The organism is Acinetobacter lwoffii (genome assembly GCF_019048525.1).
GTDB classification, from domain to species: Bacteria; Pseudomonadota; Gammaproteobacteria; order Pseudomonadales; family Moraxellaceae; genus Acinetobacter; species Acinetobacter lwoffii_K.
This window is the reverse complement of record NZ_CP077369.1, coordinates 971,530-990,854: the sequence shown is the minus strand read 5'-3', so window position 1 is coordinate 990,854 and position 19,325 is coordinate 971,530. Positions and strand designations below refer to the sequence as shown.

General features: G+C 46.0%; 16 protein-coding genes and 1 pseudogene. 6 read left to right on the top strand and 11 right to left on the bottom strand.

What is annotated here, in order from left to right:
• Positions 1-2: 2 nt before the first annotated feature.
• Complete coding sequence (gene aceE, locus I6L24_RS04615; protein WP_004281324.1) at positions 3-2,705, bottom strand: pyruvate dehydrogenase (acetyl-transferring), homodimeric type; 2,703 nt, start codon at positions 2,703-2,705, stop codon at positions 3-5.
• 327 nt (positions 2,706-3,032) lie between these two features.
• Positions 3,033-3,716 carry a M23 family metallopeptidase gene (locus I6L24_RS04610; RefSeq protein WP_004281322.1) on the bottom strand — a complete coding sequence of 228 codons (684 nt, stop codon included), beginning with the start codon at positions 3,714-3,716 and terminating at the stop codon, positions 3,033-3,035.
• A 107-nt stretch (positions 3,717-3,823) separates the two neighbouring features.
• Here I6L24_RS04610 and I6L24_RS04605 point away from each other — a divergent pair, with 107 nt between their 5' ends.
• Entirely contained in the window at positions 3,824-4,264 is a 441-nt protein-coding gene (locus I6L24_RS04605; protein ID WP_004729162.1) for a DciA family protein, read from the top strand.
• Positions 4,265-4,363: 99 nt separating this feature from the next.
• Here the strand turns inward: I6L24_RS04605 and lpxC are convergent, their stop codons facing one another.
• The 7 genes from lpxC to murG form a co-directional block, all read right to left on the bottom strand.
• The gene (gene lpxC, locus I6L24_RS04600; RefSeq protein WP_216986483.1) at positions 4,364-5,266 is read right to left on the bottom strand and encodes a UDP-3-O-acyl-N-acetylglucosamine deacetylase; all 903 of its coding nucleotides are present in this window, start codon (positions 5,264-5,266) and stop codon (positions 4,364-4,366) included.
• Between the two features lie 126 nt (positions 5,267-5,392).
• Complete coding sequence (ftsZ, locus tag I6L24_RS04595) at positions 5,393-6,586, bottom strand: cell division protein FtsZ (RefSeq protein WP_004647240.1); 1,194 nt, start codon at positions 6,584-6,586, stop codon at positions 5,393-5,395.
• Positions 6,587-6,745: 159 nt separating this feature from the next.
• The gene (gene ftsA / locus I6L24_RS04590) at positions 6,746-8,008 is read right to left on the bottom strand and encodes a cell division protein FtsA (protein WP_004647239.1); all 1,263 of its coding nucleotides are present in this window, start codon (positions 8,006-8,008) and stop codon (positions 6,746-6,748) included.
• 70 nt (positions 8,009-8,078) lie between these two features.
• Positions 8,079-8,933: a cell division protein FtsQ/DivIB gene (locus I6L24_RS04585; RefSeq protein ID WP_216986482.1), complete on the bottom strand. Its 855-nt coding sequence runs from the start codon at positions 8,931-8,933 to the stop codon at positions 8,079-8,081.
• A 2-nt stretch (positions 8,934-8,935) separates the two neighbouring features.
• Entirely contained in the window at positions 8,936-9,865 is a 930-nt protein-coding gene (locus I6L24_RS04580) for a D-alanine--D-alanine ligase (protein ID WP_004647237.1), read from the bottom strand.
• Between the two features lie 57 nt (positions 9,866-9,922).
• Complete coding sequence (gene murC / locus I6L24_RS04575; RefSeq protein ID WP_004647236.1) at positions 9,923-11,371, bottom strand: UDP-N-acetylmuramate--L-alanine ligase; 1,449 nt, start codon at positions 11,369-11,371, stop codon at positions 9,923-9,925.
• Positions 11,372-11,383: 12 nt separating this feature from the next.
• Positions 11,384-12,481, bottom strand: coding sequence for an undecaprenyldiphospho-muramoylpentapeptide beta-N-acetylglucosaminyltransferase (gene murG / locus I6L24_RS04570; protein ID WP_004647235.1), 1,098 nt, complete (start codon positions 12,479-12,481; stop codon positions 11,384-11,386).
• Between the two features lie 424 nt (positions 12,482-12,905).
• Here murG and I6L24_RS04565 point away from each other — a divergent pair.
• A pseudogene (locus I6L24_RS04565) lies at positions 12,906-14,109 on the top strand (MFS transporter).
• A gap of 50 nt (positions 14,110-14,159) precedes the next feature.
• On the opposite strand, the gene gshB reads toward I6L24_RS04565, so the two are convergent.
• The gene (gshB, locus tag I6L24_RS04560; protein ID WP_086044233.1) at positions 14,160-15,110 is read right to left on the bottom strand and encodes a glutathione synthase; all 951 of its coding nucleotides are present in this window, start codon (positions 15,108-15,110) and stop codon (positions 14,160-14,162) included.
• Positions 15,111-15,241: 131 nt separating this feature from the next.
• Here gshB and I6L24_RS04555 point away from each other — a divergent pair, with 131 nt between their 5' ends.
• The 4 genes from I6L24_RS04555 to I6L24_RS04540 all read left to right on the top strand — a co-directional run bounded on the left by I6L24_RS04555 (position 15,242) and on the right by I6L24_RS04540 (position 18,722).
• Positions 15,242-15,442: a DUF3565 domain-containing protein gene (locus I6L24_RS04555; RefSeq protein WP_004281307.1), complete on the top strand. Its 201-nt coding sequence runs from the start codon at positions 15,242-15,244 to the stop codon at positions 15,440-15,442.
• Between the two features lie 124 nt (positions 15,443-15,566).
• Positions 15,567-15,989: a hypothetical protein gene (locus I6L24_RS04550; RefSeq protein ID WP_005267669.1), complete on the top strand. Its 423-nt coding sequence runs from the start codon at positions 15,567-15,569 to the stop codon at positions 15,987-15,989.
• A gap of 41 nt (positions 15,990-16,030) precedes the next feature.
• Positions 16,031-17,788 carry a copper resistance system multicopper oxidase gene (locus tag I6L24_RS04545; protein WP_086044234.1) on the top strand — a complete coding sequence of 586 codons (1,758 nt, stop codon included), beginning with the start codon at positions 16,031-16,033 and terminating at the stop codon, positions 17,786-17,788.
• Positions 17,775-18,722: a copper resistance protein B gene (locus I6L24_RS04540; protein ID WP_004729146.1), complete on the top strand. Its 948-nt coding sequence runs from the start codon at positions 17,775-17,777 to the stop codon at positions 18,720-18,722. Before I6L24_RS04545 ends, I6L24_RS04540 begins: the two co-directional genes overlap by 14 nt.
• A gap of 171 nt (positions 18,723-18,893) precedes the next feature.
• On the opposite strand, the gene I6L24_RS04535 is transcribed toward I6L24_RS04540, so the two are convergent.
• Positions 18,894-19,226, bottom strand: a complete 333-nt coding sequence (locus I6L24_RS04535) for a hypothetical protein (RefSeq protein WP_004729144.1) — start codon at positions 19,224-19,226, stop codon at positions 18,894-18,896.
• Positions 19,227-19,325 lie beyond the last annotated feature (99 nt).

The window sequence follows — 19,325 nt, the reverse complement described above, 5'->3', positions numbered from 1 at the left end:
GCTTAGTTCTCCTCTTTGTAGTCAGCAACAGCATGTACAGATGGGGTTTCTTGCGGTGCCCAAGCCACTGGACGATCTGTATCAAGCTCAAACGTCGAGATCGCATCTTTTACCAGGCGCGCATCAACTTCACCTTCATCTGCCAGTTTTTTCAAAGTTGCCACCACAATATGGGCAGCATCAACACCGAAGTAACTACGCAAGTTGGCACGTGTATCTGAACGGCCATAACCGTCAGTACCCAATGCTACGAATGGACGGCCATCTGGAAGATAAGCACGAATCTGTTCGCTATAAGCACGCATATGATCGGTTGCAGACACGACGATACCTTCAGTACCGCGAAGCTGTTTCGATACCCATGCTTCTTTTACGTCTTCAGCCAGCGGATGCAAGCGGTTGTATTCTTCACATGCCATACCGTCACGTGCCAGTTCATTGAAGCTGGTCACACTGTAGACATTTGAATGAATTTGATATTCCTCACGAAGAATCTTCGCTGCCTTGATCACTTCACGCAGGATCACACCTGAGCCCAGTAACTGAACAGTGGCTTTTTCATCTTCTTCAAGCAGGTACATACCGCGCTTGATGCCTTCTTCAACACCTTTTGGCATTTCCGGATGCTCGTAGTTTTCGTTCATCACGGTCAGGTAATAGAACACACGTTCCTGGTTCACATACATACGTTGTAAACCGTCATGCACGATCACTGCCAATTCATAACCGAAACATGGGTCATAAGAAACACAGTTTGGAATGGTATTAGCCAAGATGTGTGAATGACCATCCTGATGCTGTAAACCTTCACCGTTCAGTGTAGTACGACCCGCAGTTGCACCCAGCAAGAAGCCTTGTGCCTGTGCATCGCCTGCTGCCCATGCAATATCACCAATACGCTGGAAACCAAACATCGAGTAGTACATGTACATCGGAATCATTGGCAGGTTATTGGTTGAATAACTGGTCGCCAATGCTGCCCATGCACTCATCGCACCGGCTTCGTTAATCCCTTCCTGCAACATGTGACCGTCTTTGGCTTCACGGTAATGCATCAGCTGTTCTTGGTCTTCCGGGGTATATTTCTGGCCATGCGCGGCATAAATACCGAGCTGACGGAACATCCCTTCCAGACCGAAAGTACGGGCTTCATCAGGCACGATTGGCACAACACGGTCTTTAATCGCTTTCTCTTTAAGAAGTGCAGAGATTAAACGCACCATCACCATCGTGGTCGATTGTTCTTTACCATTTGAACCGGCCAAGACCGAATCAAATACTGAAAGTCCAGGAATCGCTAGCTGTTCGCTTTCCTTACGACGTGCAGGCAGGTAACCACCTAGCGCTTCACGACGTGCCTTCATATATTTCAATTCAGGTGAATTTTCGCTTGGACGGTAGAACGGTACTTCTTCAAGCTGTTCGTCGGTGAAAGGAAGGTTGAAACGATCACGCACATATTTCAAGGAATTGATTTGCATCTTCTTGATTTGATGCGTTTTGTTGACTGCTTCGATTTCTTCCGACAAACCATAACCTTTCACGGTTTTCGCCAGAATCACGGTCGGCTGACCTTTAGCCGTACATGCTTCAGCATAAGCAGCAAAAACTTTGTACGGGTCATGACCACCGCGGTTCAGATTATCAATATCTTCATCGCTTAAATCTTTAACCAACTCAGCTGCTTCTGGATATTTGCCGAAGAACTTTTCACGCGCGTAAGCACCACCTTTTACCTGGTAACGCTGGAAATCGCCATCGACTGCTTCTTCCATCACTGCTTTCAGTGCACCGGATTTATCTTTATCCAGTAGTGGATCCCAATGACGGCCCCACACAACTTTAATCACACGCCAGCCTGCGCCGCGGAATAATGACTCAAGTTCCTGAATGATCTTGCCATTACCACGTACCGGACCATCCAGACGTTGCAAGTTACAGTTCACTACCCAAATCAGGTTGTCGAGCTTTTCGCGACCTGCCAGAGAAATTGCACCCAAGCTTTCCGGCTCGTCCATCTCACCATCACCCAGATAAGCCCAAACCTTACGATCTTCTTCTTTAATCAGGCCACGGTTCATCAGGTACTTTTGGATATGTGCCTGATAAATCGACATGATTGGACCCAGACCCATCGATACGGTCGGGAACTGCCAGTAGTCCGGCATCAAATAAGGATGCGGATAAGATGGCAGACCTTTACCACCGACTTCACGACGGAAATTATTCAGATGCTCTTCAGTCAAACGGCCTTCTAAAAATGAACGCGCGTAAATACCCGGTGCACAGTGACCTTGATAATAGATCATGTCGCCGCCAAAGCTATCGCTGTTGGCACGGAAGAAGTGGTTAAAGCCCACATCATAAAGGGTTGCAGAAGAAGCAAAACTCGCCAGGTGACCACCGAGATCATCACCGGTTTTATTCGCGCGTAATACCATTGCCAAGGCATTCCAGCGGATCAGCGCGCGAATACGACGCTCCATGTCCTGGTCACCCGGCATTGCAGGTTGTTCTTCAACAGAAATCGTATTTAAGTAGGGAGTATTTAAACGCTGAATAGGAACATGCTTTGCAATTGCGCGTTGATAAAGTTTTTCTAACAAAAATGCTGCACGCTCAGTGCCCATGTGCTGCAAAACAGAGTCAAATGCATCTTGCCATTCTTGGGTTTCTTGCGCGTCTGTATCGCCATAAAACGCCATAATCTACAGTTCCTAAAAGCCTAATCTAATGTCTTATATGTACCATATTTAAGACCTCTGCAGGTATGGCCTTAGCTGAATGCGATTTAGCAGTACTATTTAGGAACTAAATGATGGGTGACGTATAATTACACTACATAACAAAAAATAGTCAATAAAGGCGATTTATTATACAATCATTATAATAGTTGGTGATAATATGAGACTTAAAAGTGATAAAACAAAAAGCCCTTCAAGTTGACTTGAAGAGCCTGCAGTTTAAACGCTTTAAAATGCTTATTGGAGGTTTTTATGTATAGAGATGCTTCTTGTTATTCAGGTCTATACTTAAGGTAACATGGCCAAATAAGTAGATGGGTTTTTACGTTGACCGTCTTTTACTACTTCATAATGTAAGTGTGGACCGGTACAGCGACCAGTACAGCCAACGTTGGCAATATGATCACCTGCTTGCACCTGCTCTCCCACACGTGCAATAAGACGTGAAGCATGGGCATAGCGCGTTAAATAGCCATTGCCATGATTGATTTCAACATATTGACCATAACCTGTGCCCCAACCTGATTTGGTCACAATTCCTGGACCTGTTGCATAGATTGGTGTACCACTTGGCGCTGCAAGATCAAGGCCTGAATGATTTTCAGCACGGCCACTCATGGTACGGCCACCGTAATTTGAACTTACGCGAGAATTAGGTAAAGGATGAGAAATTAGCCAAGAATAAGCACTGTTTGCTGCCGCTTTATTGGATGAAGTATTGGCATACTTCTGAGCAAGCGTTCGATTGTTCAGTTCAACTGGTTTCTCACGAAGTTGAACATTCAATTTAGTCTGTGCTGGAATATCGATATCATCTGGATGAGTATATGCACCCTGTGCCAGAGTACGCGTCAATTGCTCGATACGATCTGTTGAACCATTTTCTTGATTTAGATTAACTAAATCTGCGAACGCAACCGAAGCCGCTGAAACTGATAAAGAAAATGCCAACAAAATACGTCGCATATGCATAAAAAACCTCTCTAAACTGCTTTAATCGAGTTCCTTGAAGATCTCTATCCTTGATATCCACTAAAAGAAGCGCATAAGATTAAGACATAAATATGTAGGAATTATGTATGTCGGAACCTGTCAACGTTTTTCAACAAACAAGAAAACAGATAAAAACAGGAAACTTTTCGTTTCTCTCATCACAAGTCGCTGCTTGGCAGAAACTCACGAAACTCGTACAACCGCTATTGCCCCAACCGGAACGCTGGCAAGTTGTCTGCTATCAAAATGGTGTGTTAACGATTACTGGTGAAAACCAGGCCATGATCAGTCAATTGGCCTATCTTCAAAAGCAATACATTTCACAACTCTCTCAAATAAATGAATTAACAGATCTCACTAAACTTCAAGTTTGCCTGCGGAATCCTTCGCAAACGCCACCTGTTTCAGCAACACCTGAAAGAGCCTTAAATGCAGAAACACAGGAATTACTTCGTAGTGCTGCTGACTTTATAAGCGACCCTAAGCTTAGCCAAGCTTTACTACGTTTGGCAAGCAATAAAAAGTAACATAGCAATCAAATGTAATAAATTAAAAAGCAAACATTATGTGATGTGTATCACAGTATTAAAGCAATAACAAAAACATAAAGACACAAACACAATGACTTATGTCACATTCACATACATGATTGGACAATTGGCTTCGTCATCAAATGTTACAATTTCATAGCAGCTTGGATCACTTTTCACATTGCGTAAAAGTTGATTATTCAAGGCATGTCCAGATTTATAACCATCAAATTTGGCAATAATCTGATGCCCGAGCAGGTATAAATCACCCACGGCATCCAGAATTTTATGACGTACAAATTCGTCCGAGAAACGTAAACCTTCTTCATTAACGACCCCGGTTTCATCTACACCAATGGCATTTTCCAGGCTGGCACCCAGCGCCAGATTATTGGCTTTGAGATAATCCAGATCTTTCATAAACCCAAAGGTACGCGCTTCACTGACTTCATAAACGAAGGTTTCAGTAGAAAAATCGATACTGGCGGACTGATATTCTTTTTTAAAGGCAGGATGATCAAAATCGATGGTGAAATTCAGCTGAAAGCCCTCATGTGGGCTAAAAATGGCACGTTTGTCATCAATGAGTGCTTCAACCGGTTTAATAATCTTGACGAATTTTTTAGCAGCATCCAGTTCTTGCAAACCGCCCTGCATGAGCAGGTAAATAAACGGACCTGCACTGCCATCCATAATCGGGACTTCAGAGGCCGACACTTCAATAATCAGGTTATCAATGCCTAGACCAGCAATCGCACTCATGACATGTTCAATGGTGCCTACTTTGGCATTTTCCTGAACCAGGTTCGAGCACATGAAGGCTTCTTGAATCAGCATGGCATCGGCAGGAATGTCGACTGGCGGATTCAGGTCAATACGACGAAACACAATTCCCCCATCGGCATGGTGCGGCACAAAGTTAATCATGACTTTTTGCCCACTGTGAAGACCGATTCCGCTCGCTTTCACGACACGTTTCAGGGTACGTTGTTTCAACATGCTTTTATCATCTGTTCATCTATAAAACCGCTATACGTTAGCATATTTGGCTATTGATAAAAAACAAAAAGGTGGCTTAAAAGCCACCTTTCCTGTCTAATTTAGCTAAACACATGATGTTACATGTTATTTACGCTGTTGATTCTTAAGATAATCCTGAATGCTCATTGGCGTTGGGCGCGGGCTAGAAACTGAAGCCGCCGCTGGATTCGCTGCTGCACCTGTTTCATGCTGCTGACGCTGAATTGCCGGTACATCATCATCTTCCACCACAGCCTGTGCAGCTGCTGCTGGACGAGTTGCCTGTACATTAGTACGTTTGGTCGGTTCAACTGAATCCGCTGCATGACGGGTGAGACCTGTTGCAATCACAGTCACGCTGATTTCATCACGCGCATCCGGATCAAAAACGGTACCGTAGAACACTTGACCCTCATCTAAATCGACAATCTGGTTCACGACATCAGTAATTTCTTCAATTTCACCGAAAGTCACGTCATCGCCACCAGTCACGTTGATCAGAATGCCTTTGGCATTCATGATAGTCACGTTGTCGAGTAATGGACTACGGATTGCCTGCTCAGCAGCCTGACGTGCACGGTTCTCACCACGACCCAGACCGACACCCATCATGGCATAACCACGAGTGCTCATGGCTGTTTTTAAGTCAGCAAAGTCAAGGTTGATATGGCCAGGACGGACTACCAAATCAAAAATACTGCGTACTGCATTCAACAATACATCATCCGCTTTTTTATAGGCATCTTTCATTGAAATATCACGGAAGACTTTCAATAGACGCTGGTTTGGAATGATGATTAATGAGTCTACATGCTGCTCTAGCGCTTCAATCCCTTTTTCAGCAGACTGTAGACGGCGTTTGCCTTCAAAGTTAAATGGCGTGGTCACGACACCAACGGTCAGAATACCCATTTCTTTCGCAATTTCAGCAACCACTGGCGCTGCACCGGTACCGGTACCACCGCCCATACCCGCAGTTACAAAGACCATATCGGTCCCTTCAAGCTGTTGGCGAATCAGTTCACGGCTTTCTTCTGCTGCGGTCTGGCCGACTTGCGGATTTGCACCTGCACCCAGACCACGGGTACTTTGCTCGCCCAGCTGAATTTTAAATTCGGCTTCCATACGATCCAATGCCTGTTTGTCCGTATTGGCACAAACAAATTTTACGCCCTGGATATCGGACTGCAACATATGTTGTACCGCATTACCACCCGCACCACCTACACCAAATACAGTGAAACGGGCTTGACCATTGCTATCGCTATGATCGTCTTCGAAAAATTCAAATGAGGCCATGACCTATAAAATTCCTAATTCATAATTGGCAGTCACTAAGCCCGTATACTGCCTTAATCTTAATAAAATTGTTTTTAAGAATGCTGCTCATGCGTTCACTTGTCAAGTACAAGCCCGATTAACTACATCTTCCCAACAATATTCACAATAAAAATCGACTTAAAAGATTGATTTCAGGGTGTCATTAAAGCCAAACAAGGCTCTTTTGACCCGCTTAGCCAATGACAACCGCTCTACATCATCCTGTTCCACAATCGTGTCCTGGGTATCACTCTGACTAAACATCAGCAAGCCAGCCACCGTACTATATTGCGAGCGACGTAAAGCAGCCTGATGTTGTTCGTCTGCATACACCTGAGTCGGCGGATTACCTAAATGCGCCGAGACCCCCATGGTACGGCGAACAAAACTCACCATCCCTTCGATATGACTGGCATCACCGGTCAATACCACACCATGATACAAGCCCTGGATGGCACCATTTTTCACCAGCTCATCACGTACCAGACCCAGAATTTCTTCATAACGAGCCATAATAATTTCAGTCAGTTCAATCCGGCTGATGGTTTGTGGCCCATCAATCCCCTGGAACTGAATCATATGGTCAGGCTTGACCACTTTCAGGTCGACACAGCCATACAATAATTTCAGACGTTCAGCTTCTTCGGTCGTGGTTTGCAATACTGCTGCAATATCACGGGTCACATGTTCACCGCCACGTTGGAAGGTATGGGTTAAGGCCAAACGACCATCCACATACACTGCAACATTGGTCGTGCCGGCACCGATATCTACTAAGCATACGCCATATTCTTTTTCGTCTTTCAGCAGGCTGGCTTCAGCAGTAGCCAAGCTCGACACCACCATTTTTTCTACACCAATATTGGCACCTTTCAGGGCGCGATCAATATTCTGCATGGTACTGATCGGCAGCATCATCAAATGATAGTGTCCGGTCATGCTATGTGCCGACATCCGAATCGGGTTTAACACCCATTCCGGTGAGTCGTCCAGCTCAAAACCCAGAGGCACAGCACTGACCAGATAATGATCTGAAGTCAAATGACTAGCTTTAGCCAATTCCAGTGCACGCACCACTTCACTGGTGGTAATCGCATGCTCGCTATTGTCGATCGAGGTGCGACCTGAAGCATAAAAACTTTTTAATTCGGCACTTGGAATAGAGACCCAGGCAGAATGTACACGACATTCCGCCATATCTTCTGCTTCTTGAACGGCATTTTTAATTGCAGTAATAACTTTATCGAGACTGACAATTTTCCCTTTACTCATGCCTCGGTTACGAGCGGTGGCCATACCAATCACTTGGATATTGTCTGGCGCGTGTACCTTGCCAATCAAAACTGAAACTTTGTGTGTCCCAATGTCAATCGCCACAACCGAGGGAACAGCTTCACTCATTATTCACTACTACCATTACGTGTTTGTTAGATTTATGGCTTTAAATGCCTCTATTTTTTAAAGCCGGTCATTATGGCTTTACTGTTACCTTATTCTCAACGCCCGTGTCATCAATGGTTACAATAAAATGTCCATTTACAATTTTAGGCGGAATTGAATTTTTCCACTGTATCGACAATCCATTGCGATAACGCAGGTCGATGGCCGAAATTTTAGACCAGACCGGCTTTAAATCGCTCTGAGACAGATGGCTCAGGCGTTGTAATTTGCTCATAGTCTGGTCTTTATCCACAATTATTCTTAAACCCGAATCAAACTGCATAAACCAGGTCATTCGCTCGGTGAGATATAATTCTTTTAGACGAATGCCTTGTGGCAAAAATAACTGATTAATTTCATTATAACGACGCATCATGGTTTCTGCATGGCTCGCTGGCCCATGTAGCAACGGTAATGCCTGATAATTCTTGGGTATGACTTCAGTGAAAATAACACCACTGTCACTCAATAAACGCCCTGTTCCCCAACGTGCAATTGCATGATGCGGCATCACCCGCACCCGAATGCCATTTGGCCAGGCTCGGGACACCACGACCCGATCCACCCAGGATAATTCCAGAGTACGATCGCGGATCGCTTCCAGATCTGAAGTAAAATAGTTTTCGGTCACAATCAGTGACACATATTGCATAACCTGACGCTGTTCAGCAGCCGAGCGCGTACCTATCACGCCCAGCTCTGCCACGTCACTATTGGTCATGACTTTATATAAGCCCAATATTCCAAAGGCCAGCACCAATACCGCAATACACAACAATAACCAGCCACCAAAATTGGTCAGCTTTTCTTTGCGTGTCGGCGGCTTGTCGTGAATTGAAGTAATCGCAGCACGTTTACGGCGCATGGAAACAGGAAGTTGAGCCATATTTAGTGTGCCGAACCAGTCAAGGTCTGTTCCAGAATCGCGACACACAGCTCATCAAAACTGTATCCGACTGCAGCTGCCGCTTTTGGCACCAGTGAGTGACTGGTCATGCCCGGTACGGTATTGACTTCAAGCAACCAGAAGTTGCCCTGTTCATCCTGCATGGCATCAATCCGGCCCCAACCACTGGCACCGACTGCTTGGAATGCGCGCAAACTCAAGGCTTTTAACTGTTGCTCTTCAGCTTCGCTTAAACCACATGGAATGCCATATTGCACATCATTACGCTGATATTTCGCTTCATAGTCATAGAAGGCAACATCTTGAGGCGGTTCAAGACGAATCACCGGCAGCGCCTGACCATTTAAAACCACAATGGTATATTCACGACCGGTAATCCATTTTTCTGCCATCACCACAGCATCATGTTCAGTTGCCTTGGTAATTGCTTCTGCAAAATCTTCAATTTTCTCAACCTTACTCATGCCGATACTGGAACCTTCATGTACCGGCTTGATAATCAAAGGCAAGCCTAAAGCATTAACAATGTCGTTCGCATCAGAGTCTTTGGTGACAATGCGATACGGTGCTGTCGGCAATTCCGAACCCTGCCAGACCTGCTTGGTCTTGACCTTGTCCATGCCGATCGCAGAACCTTGTACACCGGTACCGGTATACGGCACGTTTAACCATTCCAGTGCGCCCTGGATCTGGCCATCTTCCCCGCCACGTCCATGCAATACAATAAAAGCACGATCATAATTTACCAGTTCTGTGACACTACGCTCCTGAGGATCAAACGCTTCCGCATTGACCCCTGAACGCACTAATGCCTCAAGTACCGCCGTACCACTGTCTAGAGAAACCTCACGCTCTGCAGATTTACCACCAAGCAACACGGCAACTTTTCCGAATTTTGAAGCATTTGACACGTTTATATCCTTAAACTTTTTTCAATCTGGTCAATTCAATTCAGTCACACAAGATGACTATTTTATATATAAGTGATTTTGTGCAAGTTCGACTGAGATTGCTCCAACATTACCTGCGCCCTGGGTTAATAACAAGTCATTTGCTTGCAATACTTTTCTCATGATCTGATTCAGGTTGCCGTCCGTCGCATCAACCAGAATCGGCTCGACTTCACCACGTAAGCGAATGCTGCGGGCCAAAGTACGGCTGTCCGCCCCGACAATCGGTTTTTCACCGGCAGGATAAACATCCAGCAACAATAACTGGTCTACAGTAGAAAGCACTTCCACAAAATCATCAAAACAGTCACGGGTACGGCTATAACGGTGTGGCTGGAACATCATTACCAGACGACGGTCCGGATGACTCTGACGCGCAGCTTTAATCGTCGCTTCGACTTCTTTTGGATGATGACCATAGTCATCCACCAGTTTCACGTCACCGCCCTCAATCGCAAACTCACCCTGAACCTCAAAGCGACGACCCACACCACTGAAACCTTCCAGTGCACGGCAGATTGAAGCATCAGACACACCTTCATCGGTTGCTATACCAATCGCGGCCAAGGCATTCAGCACATTATGCAAACCTGGCTGGTTGACCGTTACACGCAATGGCTCACGCTCTTTACGCAATACGGTAAAGTGGGTTTGCATGCCATCCTGATCAACATCTACTGCGCGGATGTCATTGTCCTCATTGAAGCCATAAGTCAGTAACGGACGTGCAATCCGCGGCATGATTTCACGGATATTGGCATCATCACCACAGACTACAGCCAAGCCGTAAAATGGCAGTTTTTGCAGGAACTGGATAAAAGTATCTTTCAGGACATCGAAGCTACCGCCATAGGTATCCATATGATCGGCATCAATATTGGTTACCACAGCAGCCATCGGTTCCAGGTGCAGGAAAGAAGCATCTGACTCATCGGCTTCGGCCACGATATAGCGGCTGGCGCCCAAGGCTGCGTTCATACCGGTACGGTTCAGCAAACCACCGATCACATAGGTTGGATCCATGTTTTCTTCAGCCAGCATACAGGTGATCAGACTGGTGGTCGTGGTTTTGCCATGCGTGCCGGCAACGGCAATTCCATGACGGTAACGCATCAGTTCACCCAGCATTTCCGCACGGCGAACCACAGGAATACGGTTTTCAATCGCGGTTTTAATTTCCGGATTTTCTTTATCAATCGCGGTAGAGACCACGATCACGTTGGCGCCCTTAATATTATTTGCAGTATGTCCGATATAGACTTTAATGCCATTCGCTTCCAGCTGTGCGGTGGTATTGGATGCCTTGATATCTGAACCGGAAACTTTATAGCCCTGGTTTTTCAGCACTTCCGCAATACCACACATGCCTGCGCCACCGATCCCCACAAAATGAATGTGTTTGATACGGCGCATTTCCGGCACTTTGATTAACTTTTTCGCTTGTTCAGCTGGGGTTGTTGGAGACATAGTTTACTCGGATTACAATTCTTGAATTAAACGGACCACATGTTGAGTCGCATCGGGTTGAGCCTGTCGGCGTGCTTTCACGGCCATTTCCATTAACAGCTGGCGATTCAGCATCGGCTCTAATAATGTTGTTAAACTTTCCGGGGTCATCGTGGCCTGCGGGCAAATCTTTGCCGCATTGATATTGGCCAGGAAACCGGCATTGGCCGTCTGGTGATCATCCACTGCGCTTGGAAGCGGCACAAAAATCGCAGCCACCCCGGCAGTGGCAATTTCAGTGACGGTCAAAGCCCCGGCACGGCAAATCACCAGATCGGCATCAGAATAGGCTTTGGCCATATCCTCAATAAAAGGCTGTACTTCAACTTGTAGACTGGCCGGTGCATTTTCATAACGTGCCCGGGTCGCCTCGGCATGGTTTTGCCCACACTGATGATAGACGCTTAATCGCACATTGAGTTGCTTTAAAGCTTCCGGAACCCGTTCATTTAAGGCTTGCGCCCCCAAAGACCCACCAACGATCAGAATACGTAAGGGCAATCCTGCCTTGTCACGCTCCTGATAACGCCAGGATGGATTTAAAATTTCGCTAATTTCCTGTCGTACCGGATTACCCGTAGTCACGACTTTATCTTGGGCCGGAAAGGTATTTGGAAAAGCCTGGCACACCGTCTTTGCCACACGCGACAATTGGGTATTGGTAAAACCGGCAACTGCATTCTGTTCATGGATCAGCACCGGAATACCTAAGATACGCGCAGCCAAACCACCCGGGCCTGCCACATAACCACCAAAGCCTGCCACGGCATCGACCTGAAGCTGTTTCATGAATTTCATGGCACTTAAGGTGGCTTTCATAATTTTAAAAGGCGCCAAGGCTTTACGCACAAAACCATTGCCACGCACACCTTGAATATCGATCTGATAAATGGGAATATTCTGGTTTTTTAACAGGCGGTTTTCCATGCCTACGGGCGTGGCCAACCATGAAACCTGTATACCTTTTTGTTGTAAATCTTTGGCAACAGCTAACGCTGGAAACACATGTCCACCTGTACCTGCGGCCATCATCATGACATGTTTAGGCTGTTTTTGCTGAGCTTCGGTCACGGTTTAATTCTTCAATTCAAAAAATGGAGCAGGAAATCTGATTTAAGTAATCAATTGTAATCACAAACCTCAGGCCATGAAAGTTTATTTACTTTATTTCAACAAGGCTTTAATTGTTTTTTTCACGCAAACTTCAAGTTTAGACTCGTTTTATTTATAAGGTCTGCACTTTTCCTTCGACTTAAGTGACATATCATATCAATTTTAAATAGTTTTCTCATTATATTATCAATAACTTTGCCACGAAGAGCGCTTTATTTACAGCGGTCTTCCGTTTTCTCCCGTTCACCTCCTCTCTTATCATTGGCCGATAATCTTAGGCTTAAATCCTATCAATTTTATAAAAGTTTCATGCTATTCATATCTATATATGAATGATGCTTGATGTACAAGCAGATGCTTTAAATGGACTCAGTTCGGATAGATGTCAAAAATCTCATGTCGTGATGTATGGATTATCTTGGCCGGTTATCTGGCTGCGATCCATGTCGGCAAACCTTCGGCCGTGATTCCTGTGTTGCAGCAGGATTTAAACCTGAGTTTTACTCAGGCTGGTTTTTCATTAGCATTGGTGCAGGCTGCCGGAACGCTGTTTGCGCTATGCATTGGCGCCTTCTCGGAAAAAATGGGATTAAAGCGCTGCCTGATCATGGCCTTAATCATTTTAGGGCTAAGCAGTCTTGCCGGGCTTTGGATTACGCAGCCTGCCACTTTATATGTATTGCGTTTTATGGAAGGAATCGGATTTTTAACCATCTCCTTGTGTGCGCCAGCCATTTTAAAACGTACCAGCCGCGCTGAAACACTGAATTTCAAGATGGGACTCTGGAGTTCCTATATGGGCATCGGTGTCAGTCTGGCCGTATTAACGATTCCTCTCCTGCTTGAATATCTGGACTGGCAAACGATCTGGGCCATTTTGGGCTGCCTGTGCCTGGTTATTGCTGGCATGATCAAACAATATTTAAATATTGAACCTGTCCTGGTAACACAGCTAGATTCTTTCCAGGCAGCTACGGAAAACACCTCATTCTGGCAGATTGTTCAAATTACCCTGACCCATCCTCCCATTATTTGTCTGGCGATTATTTTTGCCTGTTATACCAGTCAATGGATTACTGTCACGGGCTTCCTGCCTACGCTGTATGTCGAACAGGGGCTGGACTTAAAACGCGCAGGGATGCTGGTCTCGATAGTCGTGCTGGCCAATCTGGGGGGCACTTTTGGCGCAGGCATGTTGCTGCAACAGGGTTATAGACCGCACACCTTATGGAGTACCGGATTTGTAGCAATGCTCTGCAGCAGTGGTCTGGTGTTTGCTGCAAATGCCTGGCTCTCATTTGAATTGCAGGTTGTCAGTGCCTTGCTGTTTTCACTGATTGGCGGGATGATCCCAACCACTGTTTTTTGCGATTACCCTGCACTATGCACCACGTGCCTATGCAGCAGCAGCCAGTGTGGGTGTGGTTTTACAAATTTCAGCCTGCGCACAGTTTTTTATACCGACCCTGAGCGCTGCGCTGATATCTGCCACCCAATACTGGGCCAATCTTGCCATTATCACTGTCTGCCTTTCGATGCTGGGCATGGTAATGACGGCATTTTTATTTAAGCGTTACCCTAAATAAAAAGATAAAAAGAGCCTGCAAGCAGACTCTTCTTTCACCTAATGCTGCCTTTAAACCTGATTGGCCTGACCTGCTTCCAGCACAGCAAACAGATCATCCGCAATCGAAGTACCAAACTGGGCATCAATTTCACGGATACAGGTTGGACTGGTTACATTAATTTCAGTGACATAATTTCCGATCACATCCAGCCCTACAAAGACCAGACCTTTTTCTCTGAGATACGGCCCTACTTTTGCTGCAATGGCCTTATCAGTTTCAGTCAGTGGGCGCGCCTCGCCCAGACCACCCGCGGCCAGATTACCGCGCACTTCACCATTTTGCGGAATACGGGCCAGACAATACGGCACTGGCTCGCCATTAATCATCAGGATGCGTTTATCGCCTTCGACAATTTCCGGAATATAACGCTGCGCCATGATCGGCTGGGTACCATTATTGGTCAGCATTTCAATGGTTGAACCGATGTTGATGCCATCCTGATACAGGCGGAAAATCCCGGTGCCGCCCATGCCATCCAGCGGTTTTACAATCACATCGACCTGTTCTTTGAGAAATTCACGAATCAGGCTTTGCTGCGAAGTCACCAAGGTCGGAACTTGCAGATGCGGGAACTGGGTCGCGAACAGTTTTTCATTACAGTCACGCAGGCTTTGCGGCTTGTTGATAATCCATGCCCCTTCGCGCTCTGCCTGCTCCAGAATATAAGTGGTATAGACGAAGTTCATATCAAAAGGCGGATCTTTACGCATCAAGACAACGTCATAAGCAGCGATCGACTCTTTTTGTTTTTCGCCAAGTTCATAATAATGGTCGTAGTCTTCAAATACCTGTAACGGCGCGATCAGACCAAAGGCCTTGCCTTGATCGATATATAAATCTTGCTGCAATGCATAACCGAGTTCATGCCCACGACGTGTGGCTGCCCATAGCATGGCCATGGTTGAGTCTTTCTTCAGGTTTACATTTTCAATGGGATCCATCACAACAAGTACGCGCATGTGTCTCTGCTCTTTTTCAAAAAATGACTTGGCAAGGAGTATAGCTTGTGTCGATTCTTTTGTTTATGGTGATTTTGCATGACTTATTTTATATAGGTACTGAGACAGATTGAGCCCACAGGAGGTTTGCCATGCAACAGGCCATTATCGGTTTTCACCTGGATGAGGAACAGCATTGGGTTGCAGAGCTGGCCTGCGGACATGGCCAGCATGTGCGGCATACCCCGCCCTGGCAAAATCGCCCATGGGTGATGACCGAGCAAGGACGTAAAGAAAAACTCGGGATGCTGCTAGACTGTAAAAAATGCGAAAAGTGCGAAACTGAAACCTGAACCTATGAAAAAAGTAGTATGTAGGTGACCTAAAAAATAATCTTGTCCAGAATTTGCTAATTTGAATTACTGCGTTTATGCTTTTATTGCTCAAACATGCAGCGCATTTTTTCAGGGTGTACTTTTGCTCATACGGCTCGTCAAACAGATCTGGTTGGTGATGCTTGTGGTTTTTGCCATAGGCTGGAGCAGTGTGTCTGTCGCATCTGCAAACACCATGCATCTGGTTATGCCGTCTGAAAAAACGAATCCTCATTGTCTGGAAATGACAAAACCCTCTGCTTCTCACTCGCTGCATAAGACTGATCATCATCAAGATCAGGAACTGATTCAGCCGGACTGTGTCAGTGACAGCACCCAGCAGTCATCAGATTGTCTGGATTGTGGCACTATGGCCTGCCAGAACTTGGTCACCAGCCTGCCCATTACAACGCCCGAGTTAAGCGTGCCTGATCACGGTTATCCGGAAAAAACCCTCCTCCCTGCTTACCATGCCCAGCACCTTGCCGGTTACTGGCAAGAAATCCTGCGCCCACCCAAAGCTTGATCCTGAATTTTTAAATTTTTTTATTCATTAAGGATTAAGTTATGTTGCTTAAAATCAGTCAAAGCCTGTGTCTGGGCTTCGGTCTCATCTCGTCGTCTGCCTTGTTTGCAGCCGTAAAAGAATATCATCTGGTCATTGATGAAAGCCCGATCAATCTCACCGGAAAGACGGTCAAGCGTATCACTGTAAACGGAAAATTCCCTGCACCCTTGCTGGAATTTGAAGAAGGTGATGATGCAGTCATTCATGTACAAAACAACCTGAACAATCAGGATACCTCGCTGCACTGGCATGGCCTCCTCCTGCCCGGGCTGATGGATGGTGTCCCCGGATTTAACGGTTTTCAGGGGATCAAACCGAAACAGTCTTTTACTTATCGCTTCAAGGTTCGTCAAAACGGCACCTATTGGTATCACGCACATTCCAAAGGTCAGGAACAGGATGGCCTCTATGGCGCATTGGTGATTCGCCCCAAAGCACAGACATTACTACCTCCACATGAACAAACCGAGCGGGATTATGTGGTGATGCTGTCGGATTTTCACGAACAGGGCAGCCAGCAGATTCAGAACAATTTAAAAAAATCGGCCGAATATTATCAGAACCAGCGCGAAACCGTGGGCGATGTATTTAAGCAGGTGAAACGTGACGGTCTCAAGGCCACCTGGTCAGATCGCAAGATGTGGAGCCAGATGCGTATGCTGAAAACCGACCTGTCCGATGTTACCGGTTATACCTTTCTGGTCAATGGAAAAACGCCGCAACAAAACTGGAGTGGCCATTTCCAGCCCAATGAAAAAGTCCGCCTGCGTTTCATCAATGCTTCTGCCATGTCGTTTTTCGATGTGCGTATTCCCCAGCTGAAAATGACCGTGGTCAGTGCCGATGGACAACCGGTGCAGCCGGTCAATGTAGATGAATTCCGTATCGGAACCGCTGAAACCTATGATGTGATTGTGGAACCCACTGCAGCGCATTACCAGATTGAAGCAGAATCGATCGACCGCTCAGGCTTTGCCATTGGCAGTTTGCATCAGGCAACTGATTCAAGCAAAACCCCGGCCCCGGTTCAATTACCGACACCGCGCCCTCGTGCCTTATTGACCATGGAAGATATGGGACATGGCGAACAGCATGACATGTCGCATGACGCACACAGCAGTCAGACCACGCAGACTGTCACAAGTGAACATGATCAGCATGCCCAGCACGACATGCATGCAAGTCATAGTGCCATGTCCGGAACCAATCAGCCTGTTCAGGGCTGGGCCAATATGTCTACGCCTGCAGGGCACAAAGCCTTGCAATATCAAGACCTCAAAGCCCTGACACCGCAACCTGATACCCGCGCAGCAGAACGTGAACTGGTGATTCGTCTGGGTGGAACTATGGAGCGCTATATCTGGACCATGAATGGTAAAAAATTCAGTGATGCCGAGCCACTTCAGGTGAAATATGGCGAGCGGATCCGGCTGAAATTTATCAATGACAGCATGATGGCCCATCCGATGCATTTGCATGGCATGTTTATGCAGCTGGAAAATGGTCAGTCTGCTGCAAATATGCCAAATAAACACACCGTGATTGTGCCGCCCGGGAAAACGGTGACCACCCTGCTCACAGCAGATGAACTGGGAGAATGGGCGATTCACTGCCATCTGCTCTATCACATGAGTGCCGGCATGATGAACAAGCTGATTGTGGCACAGGTTGACGAAGATCAAGCATCTCACCCTTCTTCACAAAAAACGCCGTCAAAGCCAGCAGCTGCCCAAGGAGAAAGCCATGCACATCACTAATCTTTTTGTAAAGTCAGTGCTTAGCAGTGCGCTTACCCTAAGCAGTCTGAGTATTTTTGCGGCAGCTTCTAGCGAGCATACGGGTCATAATGAACATCAGCATCATAGCGGATATCATGCCATGCAAAACATGGCTGATGACCACGCACAGCATACTGAAACAGCAAATGCCGTTTCTCATCAACCGCCACCAAAGTTATTGCATCAACAGCAGGCGCTGAACACACCACAAAATTCAGTCAGTTCTGCCAGCGAACATGATCATCGTAAAGAACATGGCGCACAGATTTATAGCCAGATTATTCTGGACCAGAAATGGCAGCATAGTTCAGAGGGAAATGGAGCATTCAAGTCCAAGAACCAGGCCAGAGTCGGCACGGATGAAAATAAAATTTTCCTCAAGCTAGAAGCCGACAAACATGAATCCCGTCAGGCCGAATATGATGCCAAAGTGTTGTATAGCCGAAATATTTCTGATTTCTGGGATGTGCAGACCGGGGTGCGCTATCGACAGGAAAATTTAGCCGAGCCTTCTATAAACCAGCAGAACGAGCGCTTCGATGCAGTATTTGGGTTACATGGCCTGGCTCCCTACTTTTTCGAAACGGATGCTCATGTCTATGTTGGTGAAGATGACTTTGTCGGATTAAAACTGAAAACAGAGCGTGACCTGTTACTGACTCAGAAACTGATTATGCAACCCTTTGTCGAACTGGATGTCATCCTGAATGATCAGGCAGCTAATGCGAAAAAAACCGGCCTTAGTCATGCCACCTTGGGCCTGGAAACACGCTATGAACTGAGCAAAAAGCTCATGCCTTATTTGGAAGTGGGTTATGAATATAGTAAAGGCAACCAACAGACAGCCTGGCAGCAAAGTTCTGATTCAGAAAAAGGCTGGATCTATGGTGCAGGTCTAAGAATGATGTTCTAAATTTTTGATACAGAAAATTATGCAGCTACGGGATGTGAAACGCCATTCATGTCCCGTAGCGCTATGGCACTATACATTTGACTGAGAAAGATTTTTTAAGCCTATGAACTGTACATGCAATGCTTTTCTGTACTTTCCCGCTCATTAAGACACTTGTTATTTTGCGAAAAACTAGTCTTCATCGCCTTGATTTCCACTGTTACTTTTAGCAACCAAAGTGCCTAACATAATGATAAAGGTACTTACACCGCCAATTAACAGGCTCAGCAGCCCCATTTCCAGCATAAAATTACTATCACCAGTCTCAGGGGCACCCCATAGAAATTGAAGACGATCGCCAAAAACAAAATTGATTGCACATACAATCAGAAAACCAATCAAGGTGGCAATCAGTAAAGTGACCACCAAGTTCTTCCACATTTTACATCCGACGAACAGGATGATCATGGCCAGTCCAACCATGGTGATGATGGATATAAGTAACACACTGTTCCAGTAATCCATGAGACTCACTCGTATTTGGTTTTAAATTAAAATCAAGAAATTCTTATAGTTAATTTTTCCAATTGAATTTTAATATAGGTGGATTTTTATACATGAGCA